Source organism: Cryobacterium algoritolerans (assembly GCF_004402785.1).
Lineage (GTDB): Bacteria > Actinomycetota > Actinomycetes > Actinomycetales > Microbacteriaceae > Cryobacterium > Cryobacterium algoritolerans.
Genome location: NZ_SOFP01000019.1, coordinates 1 through 16,172 on the forward strand (window position 1 = coordinate 1; position 16,172 = coordinate 16,172).

Sequence of the window (16,172 nt, forward strand, 5' to 3'; positions counted from 1 at the left end):
CGCACCCAGTTCGCCTTGCAGAAGAACGTTGCGGCCGATGAGGAAGCGCTGAGCCAGACCTAGTCGCTGAACTCGGTGCCCCCGCCCCGAGCGCCTCGGAAAGTCGTCTTGCTTCATTTGAACCAGTGACCGATTGTAAGACTGTAGCCTCAATCTGATTTTCACCGAATGTCTTGGAAAACTCGCGGATTCCCATGTGTTTACTGGGAACCAAGCGGTTCACTGCCCCTTCGCGGTCGAGCGCCCTGCGAGGGTGCTCGTCGTCTACCTTGCGGGTCTGACCGTGGGCCTCTTGTCGTCGCGGTCCGAGTGCGAACGATTCCTGCTCGCAACGGCGACGCCAAGCGCAACCGTGATGAGTATTGCTGCGACCGCAAACGCCCAACGGGTGCCGGTAGCGATGTCCTCCGAAGCCGCCGTCGTGATGGCGGTTGCCCCTGATGCAAAGGCGAAGACCGCGCCCATCACAGATGCACCGGTGAGGAGCCCGAGATTGCGCGACAGGTTGAGCATGCCAGAGATTACGCCGCGCTGGTCAGCGCGGATGCCGGTCATGACGGTGGTGTTGTTGGCCGTCTGAAACAGCGCATAGCTGGCGGTGATGACGACGAGTAAAGTAACGTACCCGGCGATACCGAAGGATACCGGTACCAAAGACATCGAAATCGACCCAACCACCATGCCGATCAGCCCGACAAAGACCACCCGATGGGCCCCAGTCGATCGACCATTCGCCCAGCCGGGACGCCAGTCAGCGCGGCAACGACGGGTCCGGCCGACATCACGAGTCCGATCAGGGCAGGCTGGATCCCGAGCGCACGAGAGAGATGGAATGGGCCAAGCACAAGTGTTGTCATCATCACGGTCGAGACGAGCGCGCTCATCGCAAGACCGGCGCTGAGCACGGGGTTACGGAAGTTCGTCAAGCGGATCAACGGTGACGTCGCTCGCCTCTCGGCGAGCACAAACAAGCCCAATCCCACCGCGGCAGCCAGCAGCAGAGCGAGGCTCAACGTTCCGAAAACGCCGTGCTTAAGGGTCACGGCGAGCAAATAGGCCCCGAGGGTGAGGGCGAGGAGCAACGTCCCCACATAATCGAAGCCGCGCCGGCCGAGCTTCCGTGTTGGGACGTCAGCCGGCAGGTAGCGTCGCGCGAGGACGAAGGTCAGGAGCCCCAGCGGTGCAGTGACGAAGAAGATCGCCCTCCAGCCGAAGCCCGCGATCAAGACGCCGCCGAGCGACGGCCCGAGGGCGGTGCCGACCGCCGACATCGTCCCAAGCAACCCCATGGCCCTCCCGATGCGTGGCTGCGGGACCGTCTCAGCTACGAACGCCATGCTGAGCGCCATCATGCTGGCCGCGCCGAGGCCCTGAGCTGCGCGGGCAGCGATGAGGAGCCACAGGGTCGGCGCCAAAAGACGACGCGTCGAATGTGTTCACCACGGAATATTTCTCCCCGGTGCTGGGTGTCGTCGAAGTGCCGGGCACGGGGCAGGCCTTCCTCGACGCCGCCGTCACGCTCGCCAATGACGAGCTCGTCGGCACCCTCGGTGCCAATCTCATTGCCGAGCCGAAGGTCATCCGGCAGCTCGGAACCGGGTTCCTCGAGTCCATTGCATGCCTGCGCTACGGCACGATCGCCATCAATGCGTGGACCGGCCTCGGATTCCTCACCGCAACCGCATCGTGGGGCGCTTTCCCCGGTGCCACCATCGACAACGTGCAGAGTGGCATTGGAACCGTACACAACGCCTTGCTCATCGATCGGCCCGAGCGCACGATCGTTCGCGGCCCGTTCCGGCCGTTTCCGCGATCGTTCTCACACGGAGAATTCACCCTTTTCCCGAAGCCGCCGTGGTTCGTGCAGGCGCGTTCCGCCACGATGACCGGACGTCGTCTCGCCGGTTTCGCGGCCAAGCCGTCATGGCTGAAGATGCCCGCAATCTTCCTGGCGGCATTCCGGGCCTGACCTTCTGGAGGGGTACGTGACGGTCGTTGACCGGCTCAAGGAACTCATCAAATACAAGGGCTATCAGGTCTCGCTCGCCGATCGGGTAGCCCCGCATAAGAAGGTTCGACAGGTGGAAATGATCGACTTCATCCCGGAGTCGGCGTCAGGCAAGATCCTGCGCAAGGATCTGCGGTCAAAAGGAGCGCTCGTATGAGTACCAACACTGAAGAATTCGACTACATTATCGTCGGTGCCGGATCGGCCGGAGCAGCTGTCGCAGCTCGACTCACCGAAGAGGCGAGCATCTCCGTTCTGCTGCTCGAAGCCGGTGGTGTCGACGATAAGCAGGAAATCGTCATCCCGGCCGCTTTCCCGAAGCTGTTCAAGTCCGATGCCGACTGGAACTACCAGACCGAGCCGCAGGCCGAACTGAAGGGGCGGTCGATCTACTGGCCACGTGGCAAGGTGCTCGGCGGCTCATCCTCCCTGAACGCCATGATGTGGGTGCGCGGATTCGCTGCCGACTATGACAACTGGGCGAGGCTCGCCGGTGCCGACTGGTCGTACGAGGCGCTCTTTCCGTATTTCCGCAGGGCGGAGGCAGTGGAGGGCAACAGCGATCCCGACCAGGGCACGGACGGCGCGAATTCGATCTCGCACCAACGCAGTCCTCGATCGCATACCGCAACCTTTCTTGAGGCTGCCGCCGAGGTCGGAATGCCACTCGTCGCGCCGAACTCGGCAAACCCGGAAGGGGTCAGCCAGACGATGGTGAGCCAGCATGGCGGCATGCGGCACAACACGTCGGCCGCCTACCTTGCGCCGGCAGCCGAGCGCTCCAACCTGGTCGTTCGCACCGGGGCACACGCCACTCGCGTGCTGTTCGACGGAACCCGCGCTGTCGGTGTCGAGTACCTCAGCGAGGGCACCCCGACCTCGGTCTTCGCGCGCCGCGAGATCGTGCTGAGCGGCGGCATGCTCACCTCCAACATTGCGGAGGCGTATGGTTTCGTCAAGACCGACTCATCGCTCGCCTTCCCCGACATCGAGGTTCTCTTCGCCGCCGTGCCGTATATCGGTGAGGGGCTCGTGGCCGCGCCGCGGCACGGCGTCAGTGTCGGCGCTATTCTGCTGCAGCCCAAGAGCCTCGGAACCGTGCGACTCGCCTCAGCCGATCCGCTCGCGAAACCGCTGATCGACCCGAATTACCTGGGAGATCCGAACGGAGAAGATCGTGACACCTTCCTCGCGGGCCTCGGCGTGTGCGAGCGTATTCTTGCCGCCACGGCGTTCGCGTCGGCGCGACGTGACGGCAAGTTCATCCAACCCGCCGGGTCGGATGCGCAGACAGTGGCCGAGCGTGATGCCACGGTGATCGATGAGTTCTCGCAGACCCTGTACCACCCGACGAGCACCGTTCGCATGGGATCGGATGCTGGATCGGTGGTCGACCCGGAGTTGCGTGTGCGAGGCGTTCAGGGACTTCGCATCGCCGACGCGTCGATCATGCCGGAGATCATCCGGGGCACACGAATGCTCCGTCCAACATCATCGGCGAGAAGGCGGCTAATCTTCTGCGCGCATCGGTGCCGACCAGAGTGGAAGCGGCTACGGTTCACTGAGGTGAGTCCGGCGGCGAGGATCGCGCGGCAGCGCGCATCCACCCGGCGCAGGATCACGGTAGCGGCGAGAGTCTCCCTCGCGACCGGCAGCGGCGTGAATGCTCCTGCACGTACGTCCTGCTGGTTCGAGGTTCTTCCGTTAAAGACGACACGGTCGTTGCAACTCCCAAAAGTTCTGGGTGTTGCAACGACCGCTAGAATCCAAGAGCCGGATGTGCCCTTAGCGTCCCCTTGGAGGGGTTCAGAGGGGCTGTTTTAGTCGATGAGCACCGGCTGCTTGGCATCGTCCAACGCTTCGATGCGGCGGCCAGCCTTGCCGGAACGGTGGTGGAGCCAGTTGGCCACCGCCAGGAGCGCCACGAGCGCGAAGGTGCTCAGGAGCTGGGGGCGGGAGTCCTCGCCGATGAAGCCCACCGTGAAGATCGCCGCGAGGATGAGCAGGCCAAAGCACGTGAGCCACGGGAAACCGGCCATCCGCAGGGGAAGCTCCGTTCCTTCGCGGTCGGCACGGCGGCGCAGCACGAGCTGGGACAGAAGCGCAGAGGTCCACACCAGCAGGGAGGTCGAACCCACGATGTTGAGTAGGAGCGGAAGAACCATCTCGGGGAAAGTCAGCTCGAGCACGGCCGTGACGACGCCGAAGGAAACGCTGGCCAGGACTGCGACGACCGGGACCCGGGCCTTGGACAGGAAAGCAAGGCGGCGAGGAGCTTCACCACGCTCGGCGAGGGAGAACGCCATCCGGGAGGCACCGTAGAGATTGGCGTTGAGGGCGGAGAGCAGTGCTGCGACGGCCACCAGGGTGATGGCGGTGGCGGCGCCGGGCATGCCGGCGGCATCCAACACCGCGGCGAACGGGCTCTTCAGCCCCGGCGAACCCACCGGGACCACTGCTGCGATAACAAAGATCGCACCGATGTAGAAGACCAGGATGCGCCACAGCACCGTCCGGACTGCTTTCCGCACGCTGCGGGCCGGCTCGGCGGTCTCCGCTGCCGCTACGGACACGATCTCGGTGCCGCCGAAGGCGAAAGCCACCACGAACAGGGCCGTGGCGATGCCCGCGAAACCGTGTGGCATGAAACCGTCCCCGGTGAAGTTGGACAGGCCCGGCGACTTGACGCCCGGCAGCCAGCCGAAGAGCAGCGCAACGCCCACCAGGAGGAAGCCGACGATCGCACCCACCTTGAGGAAGGCGAACCAGAACTCGAACTCACCAAAGTTCTTCACGCTGGTGAGGTTCACAGCGGTGAGCGCCACGATGAACACGAAAGCCATCAGCCACACCGGCAGGGCCGGGAAGATCGTGGAAAGCAGGCCTGCCGCACCCAGGGCTTCCGCCGCGATGACAACCACCAGCTGCAGCCACCAGAGCCAGCCCACAGTGGCCCCGGCCACGAGCCCGAAGGCCTTGGCGGTGTAGACGGAGAAGGCGCCGCTGTCCGGATTGGCGGCGGCCATCTCGCCGAGGGCCCACATCACCAGGATGATGAGGGTTCCGGCAACGAGGTAGGAGATCAGCACCGCCGGGCCGGCAGCCTGGATGCCGGCGCCGGAGCCGATGAAGAGGCCCGCGCCGATGGCGCTTCCCAGGCCCATCATGGTGAGCTGGCGGGGTTTGAGTGCGGCGCCGAGGGAGCGGCCAGACGTCACTGTCTGTTGTTCCATTGAGGAGTCCTCTTAGTTGTCGGTCGAACGGATTGGGTTGTAGGTCGGTGGTTTTCGGGCAGCGTGCGCTGCGAGGAGCCGGAGCACACGGTCATTGGAGGCGGGGTCGGCCACGGTGATCCGCACGCCGTCCCCCTGGTAGGCCCGGACCAGGATGTCCGCGCGGTCAAACGCGTCCACCAGCTTGGCCCGGAGATCGTCGTCCGCACGGATCCACAGGAAATTGCCCTGGCTCGCCGGCAGCTTCCAGCCCTGGGCTTCCAGCTGCGCTGCCATCCGTGCGCGCTCTCGCTTAACGGCGTCCACCCGCGCTTCCATCTGCTCCCCCGCGTCCAGCGAAGCGATGGCCGCCTTCTGGGCCAGCCCGCTCACCGAGAAGGGCAGGGCGGTCCGGCGCAGTCCCTCAGCGATGGCCGGCGCCGCTACGGCGTATCCCACGCGCAGGCCGGCGAGTCCGTAAGCCTTCGAGAAGGTGCGCAGGATGCAGACGTTCGGGTACCGGCGGTAAAGGGCCAGGGAATCTGGGCCGCTGCCCGCTTCGGCGTATTCCACGTAGGCCTCGTCGATCACCACGAGGATGTCGGAGCGGACGGATTGCACGAATGCCTCGACGCGTTCGTGGCTGATCGGCACGCCGGTCGGATTGTTGGGGGTGCAGAGCAGGATGACCTTGGTGCGCTCGGTGACGGCCGCGGCCATGGCATCGAGGTCGTGGCCTTCGGCGTCGTCCAGCGGGATGCGTACCGGCCTCGCCCCGGCCACCTCGATCAGGATGGGGTACGCCTCGAAGGAACGCCACGCGAAGATCACTTCATCCCCGGCGTCGCACAGTCCGGTGACGATCTGCTGGAGGACGCCCACGCTGCCCGGTCCCACCGCGAGTTCCCCGGCGGTGACCCCGAGGTGGCTGGCGATCCGTTCGCGGAGTTCGACGGCGGCCATGTCCGGGTAGCGGTTCATCCTTCCGGCAGCTTCTGCCACTGCCGAGACGACAGCGGGCAGCGGATCGTAGTGGCTTTCGTTGCTGGCGAGGGCTGCGACGTCCCTGCCGGCGCTGCGCCGGCCCGGAATATAGGACGGAAGGCCGGCGACGGCGCCACGCAGGGTGGGGACCGCGGTCTCCGGAGCGGTCAGGAGCTGATCACGGGTCATGAGGACCGATCATGGACGTGATCCGGGCCACATTGCAAGGTACACTGCATCAGTTGGGACTTTTGCGCAACTTCTATTGTGTCTGGTGAAAATATGACCATCGCGAACTCTCGCATCCTGGATTCCCTCGACGGCAGGATCATCATGGCCCTCGACAAGGACTCGGAAGCCAGCGCCCTGGCGCTCTCCCGGACGCTCGGCGTCGCACGGAACACGGTCCACGCCCGGCTGGCACGTCTCGAGCGCAGCGGCGCCCTCCGTTCCTTCAGCCGCAGGCTGGATCCCGCCGCGCTTGGTTACGAGCTGATGGCCTTCCTCTCACTGGCCATCAGCCAGACGCGGACAGGCGGGGTGGAAGACGGCCTCGCCGCGATTCCGGAAGTCATCGAGGTGCACGCCACCACCGGGGATGCAGACCTCATGGCCAAGGTGGTGGCACGCGGCACGGCCGATCTCTACCGCATCACCAACCTGATCCTGGAAATCGAGGGAATCCAACGAACCAGCACGGCCATTTCCGTGCTGGAACTCATGCCGCCCCGTTACGACGGCCTCCTCAGCCGACTGTCAGAGAAGGAGTCCCGCCCTCCGGCGTAGACAGAAGCGAGGCAGGCGTAACTGGTCGGATTTTCATATTTCTCACCGAGTACTGCCAGAACTCTTAGCTTGATTCAGTCCTCTTGCCTATTTGGAAGCATCCTCGGAAGATTCCTGCATGACATCACTTACCGTCTCGGGCCGCGTGGCGCAGGTTCTCAGCAGCTATCTCAGCGATGTCTTCGGCGTGATGGGCAACGGAAACGTCCACTTCCTTGACGCTGCCGAGAAGCTGGGCCTGCGTTTCTCCTCGGTCCGGCATGAAGGCGCCGCCGTCGGCGCGGCCGACGCGTACTACCGGACGTCGGGACGTCTCGCAGCGGGCACCACCACCTATGGCCCCGGCTACACAAACGCACTCACCGCCCTCGCAGAGGCGGTCCAGGCGCAAATCCCCGTCGTGCTGGTCACCGGGGACGCTCCGAGCAGCGGGCCCCGGCCCTGGGACGTGGACCAGACGGCAATCGCCGCGGCCCTCGGCGCGGCGACCTTCACCGTCACCCGCGAAGCCGCGGGCTCCATTACGCAGCAGGCGGTGGAGTACGCACTCACCAAACGGACCGGCGTCGTCATTGCCATTCCCTACGACCTCGCAGCGCTTGAGGCTGCGGACGAGGAACTTCCCGAGCGGGCCGCACCTGCGGTAATGGACGACGTCGACGGCGGCCTCGGGCAGGTGGCCCGCCTGCTCGCCGGGGCCAGGCGGCCGCTGATCCTCGCCGGCCGCGGTGCGCACCTCGCCGGCGCCGGCGCGGAACTCCGGGAGCTCGCTGACCGCCTGGGCTCCCTGACCGCCGGAACCGCCCTGGCACTGAACCTCCTCGAAGGCGAGGGGTATCTCGGCGTCGCCGGCGGCTTCGGCACGGATACCGCGGCCGGGCTCATGGGTGAGGCCGATGTGGTCCTGGTGGCGGGGGCGAGCCTGAGTCCCTTCACCATGCGCTTCGGGCACCTGCTCGGCCCGGACAGCACCATCATCCAGATCGACTCCGTGCTGCAGCCGACGCACCCCCGGGTAGATATTTTCGTCAGCGCGGACGTGAAGTCTGCTGCGGGACGCATCCTCCGGATGCTGGATGGCCCGGCCTCGCCGAACGCCAGCCGCAAGGAAGCCTGGCGAGCGGAAGCCCGCAAGCGCCTGTCCGAAGGACCGGCCCACCATGCAGGCTCCGCGGGCACCCCGGACGGCCGGCTGGACCCGCGCTCCCTTGCCACGGCCCTGGATGCCGTGCTTCCGGAGCGCCGCACGGTGGTCCAGGACGGCGGGCACTTCGTCGGCTGGGCACCCATGTACTGGCACATCCCCAGGCCCCAGGATCTGGTCATGGTGGGGACCGCCTACCAGACCATCGGGCTGGGCCTGGCCAGCGCCGTCGGGGCAGCCCGCGCCATGGAGGAGGACCGCACCTTGGTGCTGGCCTCCGGCGACGGTGGTTTCCTGATGGGCCTGTCCGACCTCGAATCGCTCATCGGTGTGGCACGCAGCGCCATCGTGGTGATCTACAACGATGCCGCCTACGGAGCCGAAATCCACCAGTACGGATCCCAGGGCCTGTCCGAAAAGCCGATGCTGATCCCCGAAGTGGACTTCAGCGGCATCGCCAGCGCGCTCGGTGCCGAGTCCGCGATCATCCGCTCATTGGCGGACCTGGCCGCGCTTCAGGAATGGATCGACGCCGGGGCCAGGGGAACCTTCGTGGCCGACTGCCGGATCACCGCCAGCGTCCGGGCCCCGTGGCTGACCGAGTGGATGGACGCAACCCGGGCGGCGAAGGCGGTGGTGGCGGTGGTGGCGGTGGCAGGCTAGCCTCTGAGTCGGCGGGGAACCTGGCCGCGTTGTTGACCTGTGCCGACTCGCAAGGGCCGATATCGATGAGCCTGATGATCACACCATGGGCCGCTCCCGCGGCGGACTGACCACCAAGATCCATGCCCTCGTCGACGACAACGTGCGACCCCTGGAATTGCATGTCAAGGAAGCGTTTTGCCGGCGCACTTCGACACGTGCAAGGGGCCGTTATCGAGGGCATCAGAAGACGAAACGACAGCGACGACAGAAAGCACAGAGGAATACCGTCCGCGGTCGCACGCCTCGCCTTCGACCTGTCCGATCCGCAAGCGACTGTGCCCGAGCCGCTCCCGAGCCGCCATATGACGAAGGACGACGCCGTCGTCCTGTTGACGATCCTCGCGGCAGAGAACGTAATCCGACCCTTCGAGATCACGATCTCGAAAGACAAGTGGCAGGATGCCATGAAGGAACTCACCGCCGAGATGGGGCTGGGAAGCCCGTACGGATCCGACGTATTTGCCTCCGCCAAACGCGCGCAGGAGGCATTGAGCGGCCGCGGAGTGAACTGGATGAAGTGGGGTGCGCTCGGTGTCGGGGCTGCCCTGATCGTCCTGGTGACCGGCGGCCTGGCGCTCGCCGCTGGCGCCGGTCTAGCCGGAGCCGCAGTGATCACAAGCGCGCTGGCGGCCTTCGGGCCGGGCGGGATGATGGGGGGCCTCCTAACTGCTGGCACCCTCCTCACTGCGGGTGGCAGCGGCCTCGCTCTTGGCCTGGCCAGCCCCGGAACCACCGCAGCAACCCTCGAAGCGGTTGTTGAACGCCAGCTGGCCGCGGCAATTCTGCGGCAATGTCAAGAACTCGAACAGGATCCGGCTGCCTGGAGAATCCTGGCCGAGACCGAGATCGAGGTTCGGCGCGAATATGAGCGGCTCGACGAGTTCTCGGACGAATCGTCACCGGCACTCAAAGAACTGAAGCAGAAGATCCAGACCATCGAGCGTGCGCTGAAGTATCTGAAAGACAACGGCCTCAAGCCAGGCATTGCCTCCAGCATTCCCGACCACAAGGGTTGACACGCCGAGTTGCAGGCGCAGTTCAGCTGACTGACGCACGCGGGGCGGCCGGCTATCTCGCGGAACACCGAGGAGCCAGCCGATCGCCCGCATCGACGGCTCAACCGATGAGTACGGCGGGGGTTTTCAAAGCCGATAGATGCCGTTATGACAGTAGGCCGAAATCCGCCACTCTTCCGCCGCCACCCTCTTCTGGGGCTGTCCACGCTTGAACGTGTCGCGTAGCTTCGAGGACGGGGGTTGATGATCGACAATCATGCTGACGTGGCCGCGCAACCGACGCTGCGCTCGCGCGCTCCCGCCTACTCCGTGATGCAAGAGTGCCTGCGGATCCAGGCCACCGCCCCGCCCCAAAGCGCGGCCGCAAGACTCTTCGGCCAGAATCCGTTACACCCTGAAGCGCGGAGCTGGTATCGGGGAGCTCTTGGTGAAATCGAAGTTGCGGAGGTGCTCTCGAAGCTCGGCTCCGACTGGACCGTGCTTCACGCCGTACCTGTCGGCTCTGGTTCCTCAGACATCGACCATGTCGTGATCGGGCCGGCGGGGGTCTTCACGATCAACACGAAAAACCACACCGGTAAAATCTTTGTCGCCGGTGGCACCCTGTCGGTGAACGGGCACAAAACAGATCACATCCGCAATTCCCTGCATGAGGCCGGACGCGCCTCGCGATTGCTCTCGATCTCAGCGGGCACGCCGGTCCGGGTGACGCCGTTGATAGTGCTCGTGTCCACCGAGCCGATCAAGAAAGGGAGGACGAAGCCGAAGGTCACCGTGCTCCCGTCCAACTGGCTGTCCCGGTGGCTCAAACGGCGCCCCCGCATTCTCTCCGAACAGTCCATAGAGCGTTATGCGAAGCTCGCTGAGCAGCGCGGAACTTGGCATGCGCAGCCTGTTGTCTTCGATGACACGCTTCGACACGTCCAGCGATTCCAGCGTCTTCAACATGAGATTGCCCTTGCTCGTCAACGAAATCGGACATGGATCGCCATGGCAACGCTTCTACCGATCGCTATGGCCATCGTGCTCATCGCCGTCTTGCCGGGCGTAATCATGGCCGGCCTCAACCACTAGAAGCTCATCAGAGCGACAGGCACCTGGCCGCCAAGAAGATGGTCGTGTTTGGCAACGACACGCGTCTACACGTTGAGACCTCGTGGCGGATTCATAGAGTGGGGGACTCAGAACTCGCGAACAGAAACGGGCGGGCGAGGTCCGAAAACACGAGATCGCTCCTGACTCCTCTGAGGACCGAGTCTATTTCTAGATGAACGGGAAACGCATCAGTTCAGCGAGCATCCAAACGCGCTTGAGAGGCAGTCGAGATCGGATTTCCTCGGGAAGGCCTGCGTACACACGCATAACCGCATCGACCACATCCTCAGCGACCCAAAGACCGACCTCGAGACTTACAGCCGTCTTCCTCCTTTAGCTTCTTTGTGAGCCTCAGTAAGGAGTCGGTGACACGGCGATCGAGTACGACGATGACCGGCGCGATCACGCTCTCCTGAACGTAATTGAGCAAGCGGTAGCCGAGACTCATCGAATCTGCTTTTTGGGCTTCATCGTGTTCTTGATCGCTTGCATGCTCGAGCCGCCGCGCAGCAGCCGGACGAGTCTCTCAGCATCCTGTTTGTGTCCGACCAACGCGGCTTCATAGCGATCCCAAAGCGCTGGGCTCTCGTCAAGCATGTATGTGAGTTGAAGATCTCCGAGATCTGCCTTCCATTCCCCGCTTGTCGGCTCCGTGCTGTCGATGGGTAGAGCGAGACTATCCGGCGCAGTTACTCCGTACGCGCGCAGCTGGCCGCGGTTTGCGTCGAACAACGTTGTTAGCACCCGCGTCAAGGTGGGGGCAGTGCCGCCCCTGCTCGGATACACCCGAGCGACAGCCTCGGCTTCAGGAAAAGCTCAACAAGTAACGAAAGCCACTGTTGCCGGATGCGGGGCTTCGCCGTTCAATGCCCATGCGAAGGCCGCCGCGATGCCAGCGATATCGCAGTCCGACAGAATCGGCGTGCGGTAGTCATAGAGGTAGTTCCCCGTCAGAGGGTCAACCGTCACGTTCGCCCACCCGTAGGCCATGATGTCCGTAGAGGTATTGAGCGGCGACGCGTGTCCGAGTCCAAGGGCGTGTCCGAGTTCGTGCAACCCCATCCGATAGATCCGAAGGTTATCGAAGTTGGGGTACGGCCCGCCGGGCGGCTCCTCCGATTTGATGATCACATTCGAGCAGTGCTGGGAACCGCAGATCGCGTACCCGCCCCACGCGACTCCACCAGCGTTCGGAACGTAGTGCACGACGATGTCAGCGGCTCGCGAGCGACTGGTACCGGTGACGTCAACCAGCGAAACCATCGGGAGTCGACGTGCAAGCACGCCACTCCACGTCGCCACCGCATCGCGCAGGGCACGCACTCCATCAGGGCTCGCCTCGGGTGCTGCCGTCACCGCGACTGTCAGATTGGTGTGATTCCACCAGAACTGCGTGCCAGGTCCACCTGACTTGTTGTTGACGCCACTCAAAACAGCAACAAGATCAGCGTCGGATGGACCAGTGATGAAGGGCGCGTCGTCCGCCGCTGATGCGGTCGCCGGAACTCCGAGGGACCCGCCAAGGACGAGGGCAGACAGGGCGACTGTCGCTAAGGCGGTGCGCCCGAGGCGGCGCTGGCGGATAGCGCCCTCCGAGCCGGTACGGCGGATGGCGGACCACATGACTTGACCTCTTTCTCTGCGAGCACGACTGGCACCCTGCGGCGCATTATAGCCAAACCTCATGGCCGGCACCAGGAACGATTCCCACTCTCGGCTTGCCATCAGGACTCGTCACGGATCTCAAACACGCGGCGTCGCTGACGAACCCCGAGTTCTATCGCAGACAGGCGCAGCGATTCAGTACGTTCGGCACACCGCGGTTCGTGTATTGCTTTGAACACGACGAATCGACACTTCGCCTCCCCCGTGGTCTTCTGGATTCCGTCACACAGCTGATGTCGGCAGCCGGGATCACGATCGACGTCGTTTGGGACATCCCGACCTCTGAGTCCATCGACCTTACTTTTCGAGGCGAGTTGACGGCCGCCCAACGCGAAGCCGTGGATGTTCTGCACCGGTACGACACCAGTGTCCTGATTGCACCCCCAGGCTCGGGGAAGACGGTCATCGCCTGCGCTCTCATCGCCGAACGCGGCCTGCCGACAGCGGTCATCGTCAACCGTGCCGAACTTGTCGAACAGTGGCGCGAGCGTCTCGGCCAGTTCCTTGACGTCGAACCGCGCCAGATCGGGCAGCTGGGCAACGGTCGGCGCAAACGCACCCACGTCATCGATATCGTGATGCTGCAGAGCATTGCGCACCGCGCGGCGGATCCGACAATCCTGAATCGCTACGGGTTGATCATCGTCGATGAATGCCATTCCCTGGGCGCGGCGGCGACTGAGGCCGCCGTGCGACAGGTCGCGGTGAGGCACTGGGTCGGCCTGACCGCGACGCCGTACCGTGCCGACCAAATGGACGACATCATCACAATGCAGTGCGGGCCGATTCGTCACACGATCGAAGACACCGCGCACTTCGAACAAGAATTGTTCGTGCATAGGACAACGTTCAGGTCCAGCGCAGCGGACGCGACCAGCACCGAAATTCAGGACGTCTACACCGAACTCGCTGACGATGTCGAGCGCAACCAGCGCATAGCGGCAGACGTGCTCACCGCGTATCGAGCGGGGCGGAACTGCCTCGTTCTCTCGACCCGAGTTGAACATGTCGCTCGGCTCGCGGAGCTCTTGGAATCGGAAGCCGATACGGTCTTCGTCCTGCACGGGAAGCTGGCCCCCAAGGAGCGGCGCCGGATCCGGACGGAAATGTCCGACCGCAACCCTTCCGATCCGTTTATTCTCGTGGCGATCGACAAGATCGCCGGCGAAGGCTTTGACCTGCCCAGCCTCGACACTCTCTTCCTCGCCGTTCCGATGGCGTTCAAAGGCCGGATCGTGCAACAAATCGGTCGCATCTCCCGCGCCTCCCGCCCTGTGACAACAGAGCCCGGCACTGCCACATCACAGGTGCACGACTACTGGGACGCCGAGGTACCGGTGTTTGATCGAATGTTCCGCAAACGCCAGCGTGTCATGGCGAAGCTCGGCTTCACCGCGTCGGGCGAGTTCCGACGTTAGGCCTCTGGCATCGGCCTCGCGACGAGTGCCCTGATGAGCGCAGCCAGTCTGTCCGCAGGGACGCCCGCGTTGGCCACGACAAGACTCTGGCGCGCCGAGTCCGCCAGGGCATGCAGGATTCGAGCGGCGTCGAGCCTCGTTCCGGAAACGGGAATGGTGCCAATCTTCCAGCCACCGATCTCATCGACTGGATACTCGAACGCGATCGACAGGAGATTGTAGAGGTCTGTGATGTCTTTGGGCGCGTGGCGAGACTGGGCGGCATAGGCCTTGAAGATGAGTGCGAGCTCGACAGGAGGCACGCGGACCACGAAATCAAGCGGGGTTCCGTCCGTCAACAAGACGCCCACATCGAGGACGATCGGATCCACAGAGAATGCAAGCCTGAGGCCTGGCGCGGCATCGAATCCGCGGCCGCCGACGGTAGCCGTCTCGAACCGTGCACCATCGGAAGGCACCAGAATGTCAATCTCGAGATCGCCCTTCACATAGTGATTGCCGGACGTGTCCGTGTAACCCGCCTCAACCAGGGCACGGTGGATTCGGCCGGAGGCCGCGACGGATGTCGACACAGCCGCATCCGCGTCGGCCGTTCTGCGCAACACGGCCCCACGCACAGGGAAGGCGGTAAGCAGCAAACTCGCCATGTGGCCGCCGACGATGCGGACATCGTCGATCTGTTTTGTGATCTCGGCAACGTCGGCTAGAGCGCGGTAGGCCGCGTCGTCCGCGTTCGACGTCGCCACGGTCTCGATCCGAGGCCGGATCATGGGAGCCAACGGGCCAGAACCGTTCGCCGGATTCTCTCGACCGCGTCGGCCGCGTCGGGACCCCCCGTCCGCTGAACGTCCCACGCCACGAGAACCGGGTCGGCCGTCAAGCCGGACACCATTGACGTCCACGCCCGGGCGGTCGACCAGATCGTGGGGTCAGCCGGAACCACGTATTCGAGCGTGGCGTTCTCCCGCGTGGTTTCGGAGAAGCCGAGTCGGGCCAGGTCCAGTCCTGTCCGTGCGTAGACAACCGCGCGGCGGGCCACCCGCCACGGAGCGAGCAGGTCAGCGGCCGGGTCCCCCGACACGATGACGTCCAGCTCGGCTGCACCGTCCCGAACCGTCTGCGCCTGACGCACGATGGCGTCCAGACTCAACCAGTAACTGGAAATGCCCTGCGGCCCCGGATACTCCGCCAGGAATCGGACCCACAGGGTCTCCGGCCGCGCTGCCCGCCAGCCGCCCTCGTCGCGAACCACAGCAGTGTCGAGCGCGCGGAGACCGTTGGAAACGGTCACCTGGGACACGCCGCACTCTGCGGCGAAGTCCATCTGAGTTCTCGGTTGTGACGTGCGGAGGAGCACCCGGAGCAGGGCAAATCGACCCCACGCGACACGCCCACGTCCTGCCCCAGGTCCGCGGTCGGAGGAGAGCGCCCCTCGCAGCGTGTCCTCTACCCTCTTGCCCACAAGAATGACGACCCCATCCTCCAGCGACACGACCGCAATCCCTGAGTCGGCTAGGGCTGCCTCGACCAGTCCTACACTCGCTTTCGGGACCACGTAGAGCAGGATGTCGGGGGCAGGGTCCCGTGAACGACCGGATTCCACATCGCGTTGGATGTCCCAGCGAGAGGGGGGTGAACGGCGCACGTGCACGCGGGCAATGATGCGGCTGCCGGACAGAGTGAGGGTCACGGTGTCCGCGTCCCGGACCAGGACGTTCACGCCCAGCGCGGTGAGGAGATTGAGGCCCTCCGAGGCAGTCACTGGTCTCATGGCTCTGGTCGACTTCCTATAAGGTGAAGTTCAAAACACCACTATAACTTATAGCCCATGGAATCACTACAGGTTATAGAGTCGAACACATCGGATGCTCGGCTGATCAGACCAGACATGACTAGACAGCAGAAACCCGCCAGTCGACCTCCCCGGACAAGGACGTCGACTCTCAGCTCCCCCACAAAGCAGAAATCGCTCAGTACCTCTCCCTGCTCACCGCATTGCACGGCATGCATTGGGTCAGTCTCGGGCCGCTCCCGGCTGGAACACCACCACGTCCACCGACCACGACGAGAACCGTCTTGGCTCCTACCTCGGAGCCGGCGCACAGTCGTGGAATGACCGAGGACCCGACGCTGTCCTGA

16 protein-coding genes and 1 pseudogene are annotated in these 16,172 nt (G+C 64.3%); 9 read left to right on the forward strand and 8 right to left on the reverse strand.

Annotated elements, in window-relative coordinates:
• Positions 1-264: 264 nt before the first annotated feature.
• On the reverse strand, positions 265-705 hold the full coding sequence (locus tag E3O19_RS18040; protein ID WP_198413846.1) for an MFS transporter: 441 nt from the start codon (positions 703-705) through the stop codon (positions 265-267).
• Entirely contained in the window at positions 687-1,415 is a 729-nt protein-coding gene (locus E3O19_RS18045; protein WP_198413847.1) for an MFS transporter, read from the reverse strand. Before E3O19_RS18045 ends, E3O19_RS18040 begins: the two co-directional genes overlap by 19 nt.
• 17 nt (positions 1,416-1,432) lie before the next feature.
• On the opposite strand from E3O19_RS18045, the gene E3O19_RS04270 reads away from it, so the two are divergent.
• The 3 genes from E3O19_RS04270 to E3O19_RS04280 are packed head-to-tail and all read left to right on the forward strand — an operon-like array spanning position 1,433 to position 3,832.
• Positions 1,433-1,969 carry a hypothetical protein gene (locus tag E3O19_RS04270; RefSeq protein WP_134565551.1) on the forward strand — a complete coding sequence of 179 codons (537 nt, stop codon included), beginning with the start codon at positions 1,433-1,435 and terminating at the stop codon, positions 1,967-1,969.
• A gap of 16 nt (positions 1,970-1,985) precedes the next feature.
• Positions 1,986-2,165, forward strand: coding sequence for a hypothetical protein (locus E3O19_RS04275; RefSeq protein WP_134565553.1), 180 nt, complete (start codon positions 1,986-1,988; stop codon positions 2,163-2,165).
• On the forward strand, positions 2,162-3,832 hold the full coding sequence (locus tag E3O19_RS04280; protein WP_166804450.1) for a GMC family oxidoreductase: 1,671 nt from the start codon (positions 2,162-2,164) through the stop codon (positions 3,830-3,832). The genes E3O19_RS04275 and E3O19_RS04280 overlap by 4 nt, the downstream gene beginning before the upstream one ends.
• Here the strand turns inward: E3O19_RS04280 and E3O19_RS04285 are convergent.
• A complete protein-coding gene (locus tag E3O19_RS04285; RefSeq protein ID WP_134565554.1) occupies positions 3,829-5,241 on the reverse strand; it encodes an amino acid permease in 1,413 nt (470 codons plus the stop codon). The two genes, E3O19_RS04280 and E3O19_RS04285, sit on opposite strands and share 4 nt — an antisense overlap.
• 12 nt (positions 5,242-5,253) lie before the next feature.
• Positions 5,254-6,393 carry a histidinol-phosphate transaminase gene (hisC, locus tag E3O19_RS04290; RefSeq protein ID WP_134565556.1) on the reverse strand — a complete coding sequence of 380 codons (1,140 nt, stop codon included), beginning with the start codon at positions 6,391-6,393 and terminating at the stop codon, positions 5,254-5,256.
• A 93-nt stretch (positions 6,394-6,486) separates the two neighbouring features.
• Between hisC and E3O19_RS04295 the strand changes: the two genes are divergently transcribed.
• The 5 genes and pseudogenes from E3O19_RS04295 (at position 6,487) to E3O19_RS04310 (ending at position 10,929) form a co-directional block, all read left to right on the forward strand.
• Complete coding sequence (locus tag E3O19_RS04295; RefSeq protein ID WP_134565558.1) at positions 6,487-6,990, forward strand: Lrp/AsnC family transcriptional regulator; 504 nt, start codon at positions 6,487-6,489, stop codon at positions 6,988-6,990.
• A 118-nt stretch (positions 6,991-7,108) separates the two neighbouring features.
• Positions 7,109-8,797, forward strand: coding sequence for a thiamine pyrophosphate-binding protein (locus E3O19_RS04300; RefSeq protein WP_134565560.1), 1,689 nt, complete (start codon positions 7,109-7,111; stop codon positions 8,795-8,797).
• 64 nt (positions 8,798-8,861) lie between these two features.
• Positions 8,862-8,957, forward strand: a pseudogene (locus E3O19_RS18760) (IS5-like element ISMt1 family transposase); the annotation flags it as partial.
• A gap of 1 nt (position 8,958) precedes the next feature.
• A complete protein-coding gene (locus E3O19_RS04305) occupies positions 8,959-9,855 on the forward strand; it encodes a hypothetical protein (RefSeq protein WP_134565562.1) in 897 nt (298 codons plus the stop codon).
• Positions 9,856-10,098: 243 nt separating this feature from the next.
• Positions 10,099-10,929 (forward strand): nuclease-related domain-containing protein, encoded by an 831-nt coding sequence (locus E3O19_RS04310; protein WP_241981180.1) that lies wholly within the window; start codon positions 10,099-10,101, stop codon positions 10,927-10,929.
• 465 nt (positions 10,930-11,394) lie between these two features.
• Here the strand turns inward: E3O19_RS04310 and E3O19_RS17650 are convergent, their stop codons facing one another.
• Together E3O19_RS17650 and E3O19_RS04315 are read right to left on the reverse strand one after the other, a co-directional pair.
• Positions 11,395-11,547 carry a hypothetical protein gene (locus E3O19_RS17650; RefSeq protein ID WP_166804451.1) on the reverse strand — a complete coding sequence of 51 codons (153 nt, stop codon included), beginning with the start codon at positions 11,545-11,547 and terminating at the stop codon, positions 11,395-11,397.
• Positions 11,548-11,766: 219 nt separating this feature from the next.
• Entirely contained in the window at positions 11,767-12,573 is an 807-nt protein-coding gene (locus tag E3O19_RS04315; RefSeq protein WP_134565566.1) for a zinc metalloprotease, read from the reverse strand.
• Between the two features lie 275 nt (positions 12,574-12,848).
• On the opposite strand from E3O19_RS04315, the gene E3O19_RS04320 reads away from it, so the two are divergent.
• Entirely contained in the window at positions 12,849-14,033 is a 1,185-nt protein-coding gene (locus E3O19_RS04320; protein WP_134565568.1) for a DEAD/DEAH box helicase, read from the forward strand.
• On the opposite strand, the gene E3O19_RS04325 is transcribed toward E3O19_RS04320, so the two are convergent.
• Positions 14,030-14,779, reverse strand: a complete 750-nt coding sequence (locus tag E3O19_RS04325; protein WP_134565569.1) for a hypothetical protein — start codon at positions 14,777-14,779, stop codon at positions 14,030-14,032. The two genes, E3O19_RS04320 and E3O19_RS04325, sit on opposite strands and share 4 nt — an antisense overlap.
• Positions 14,780-14,799: 20 nt before the next feature.
• On the reverse strand, positions 14,800-15,804 hold the full coding sequence (locus tag E3O19_RS04330; protein WP_134565571.1) for a hypothetical protein: 1,005 nt from the start codon (positions 15,802-15,804) through the stop codon (positions 14,800-14,802).
• Positions 15,805-16,172: the final 368 nt, after the last annotated feature.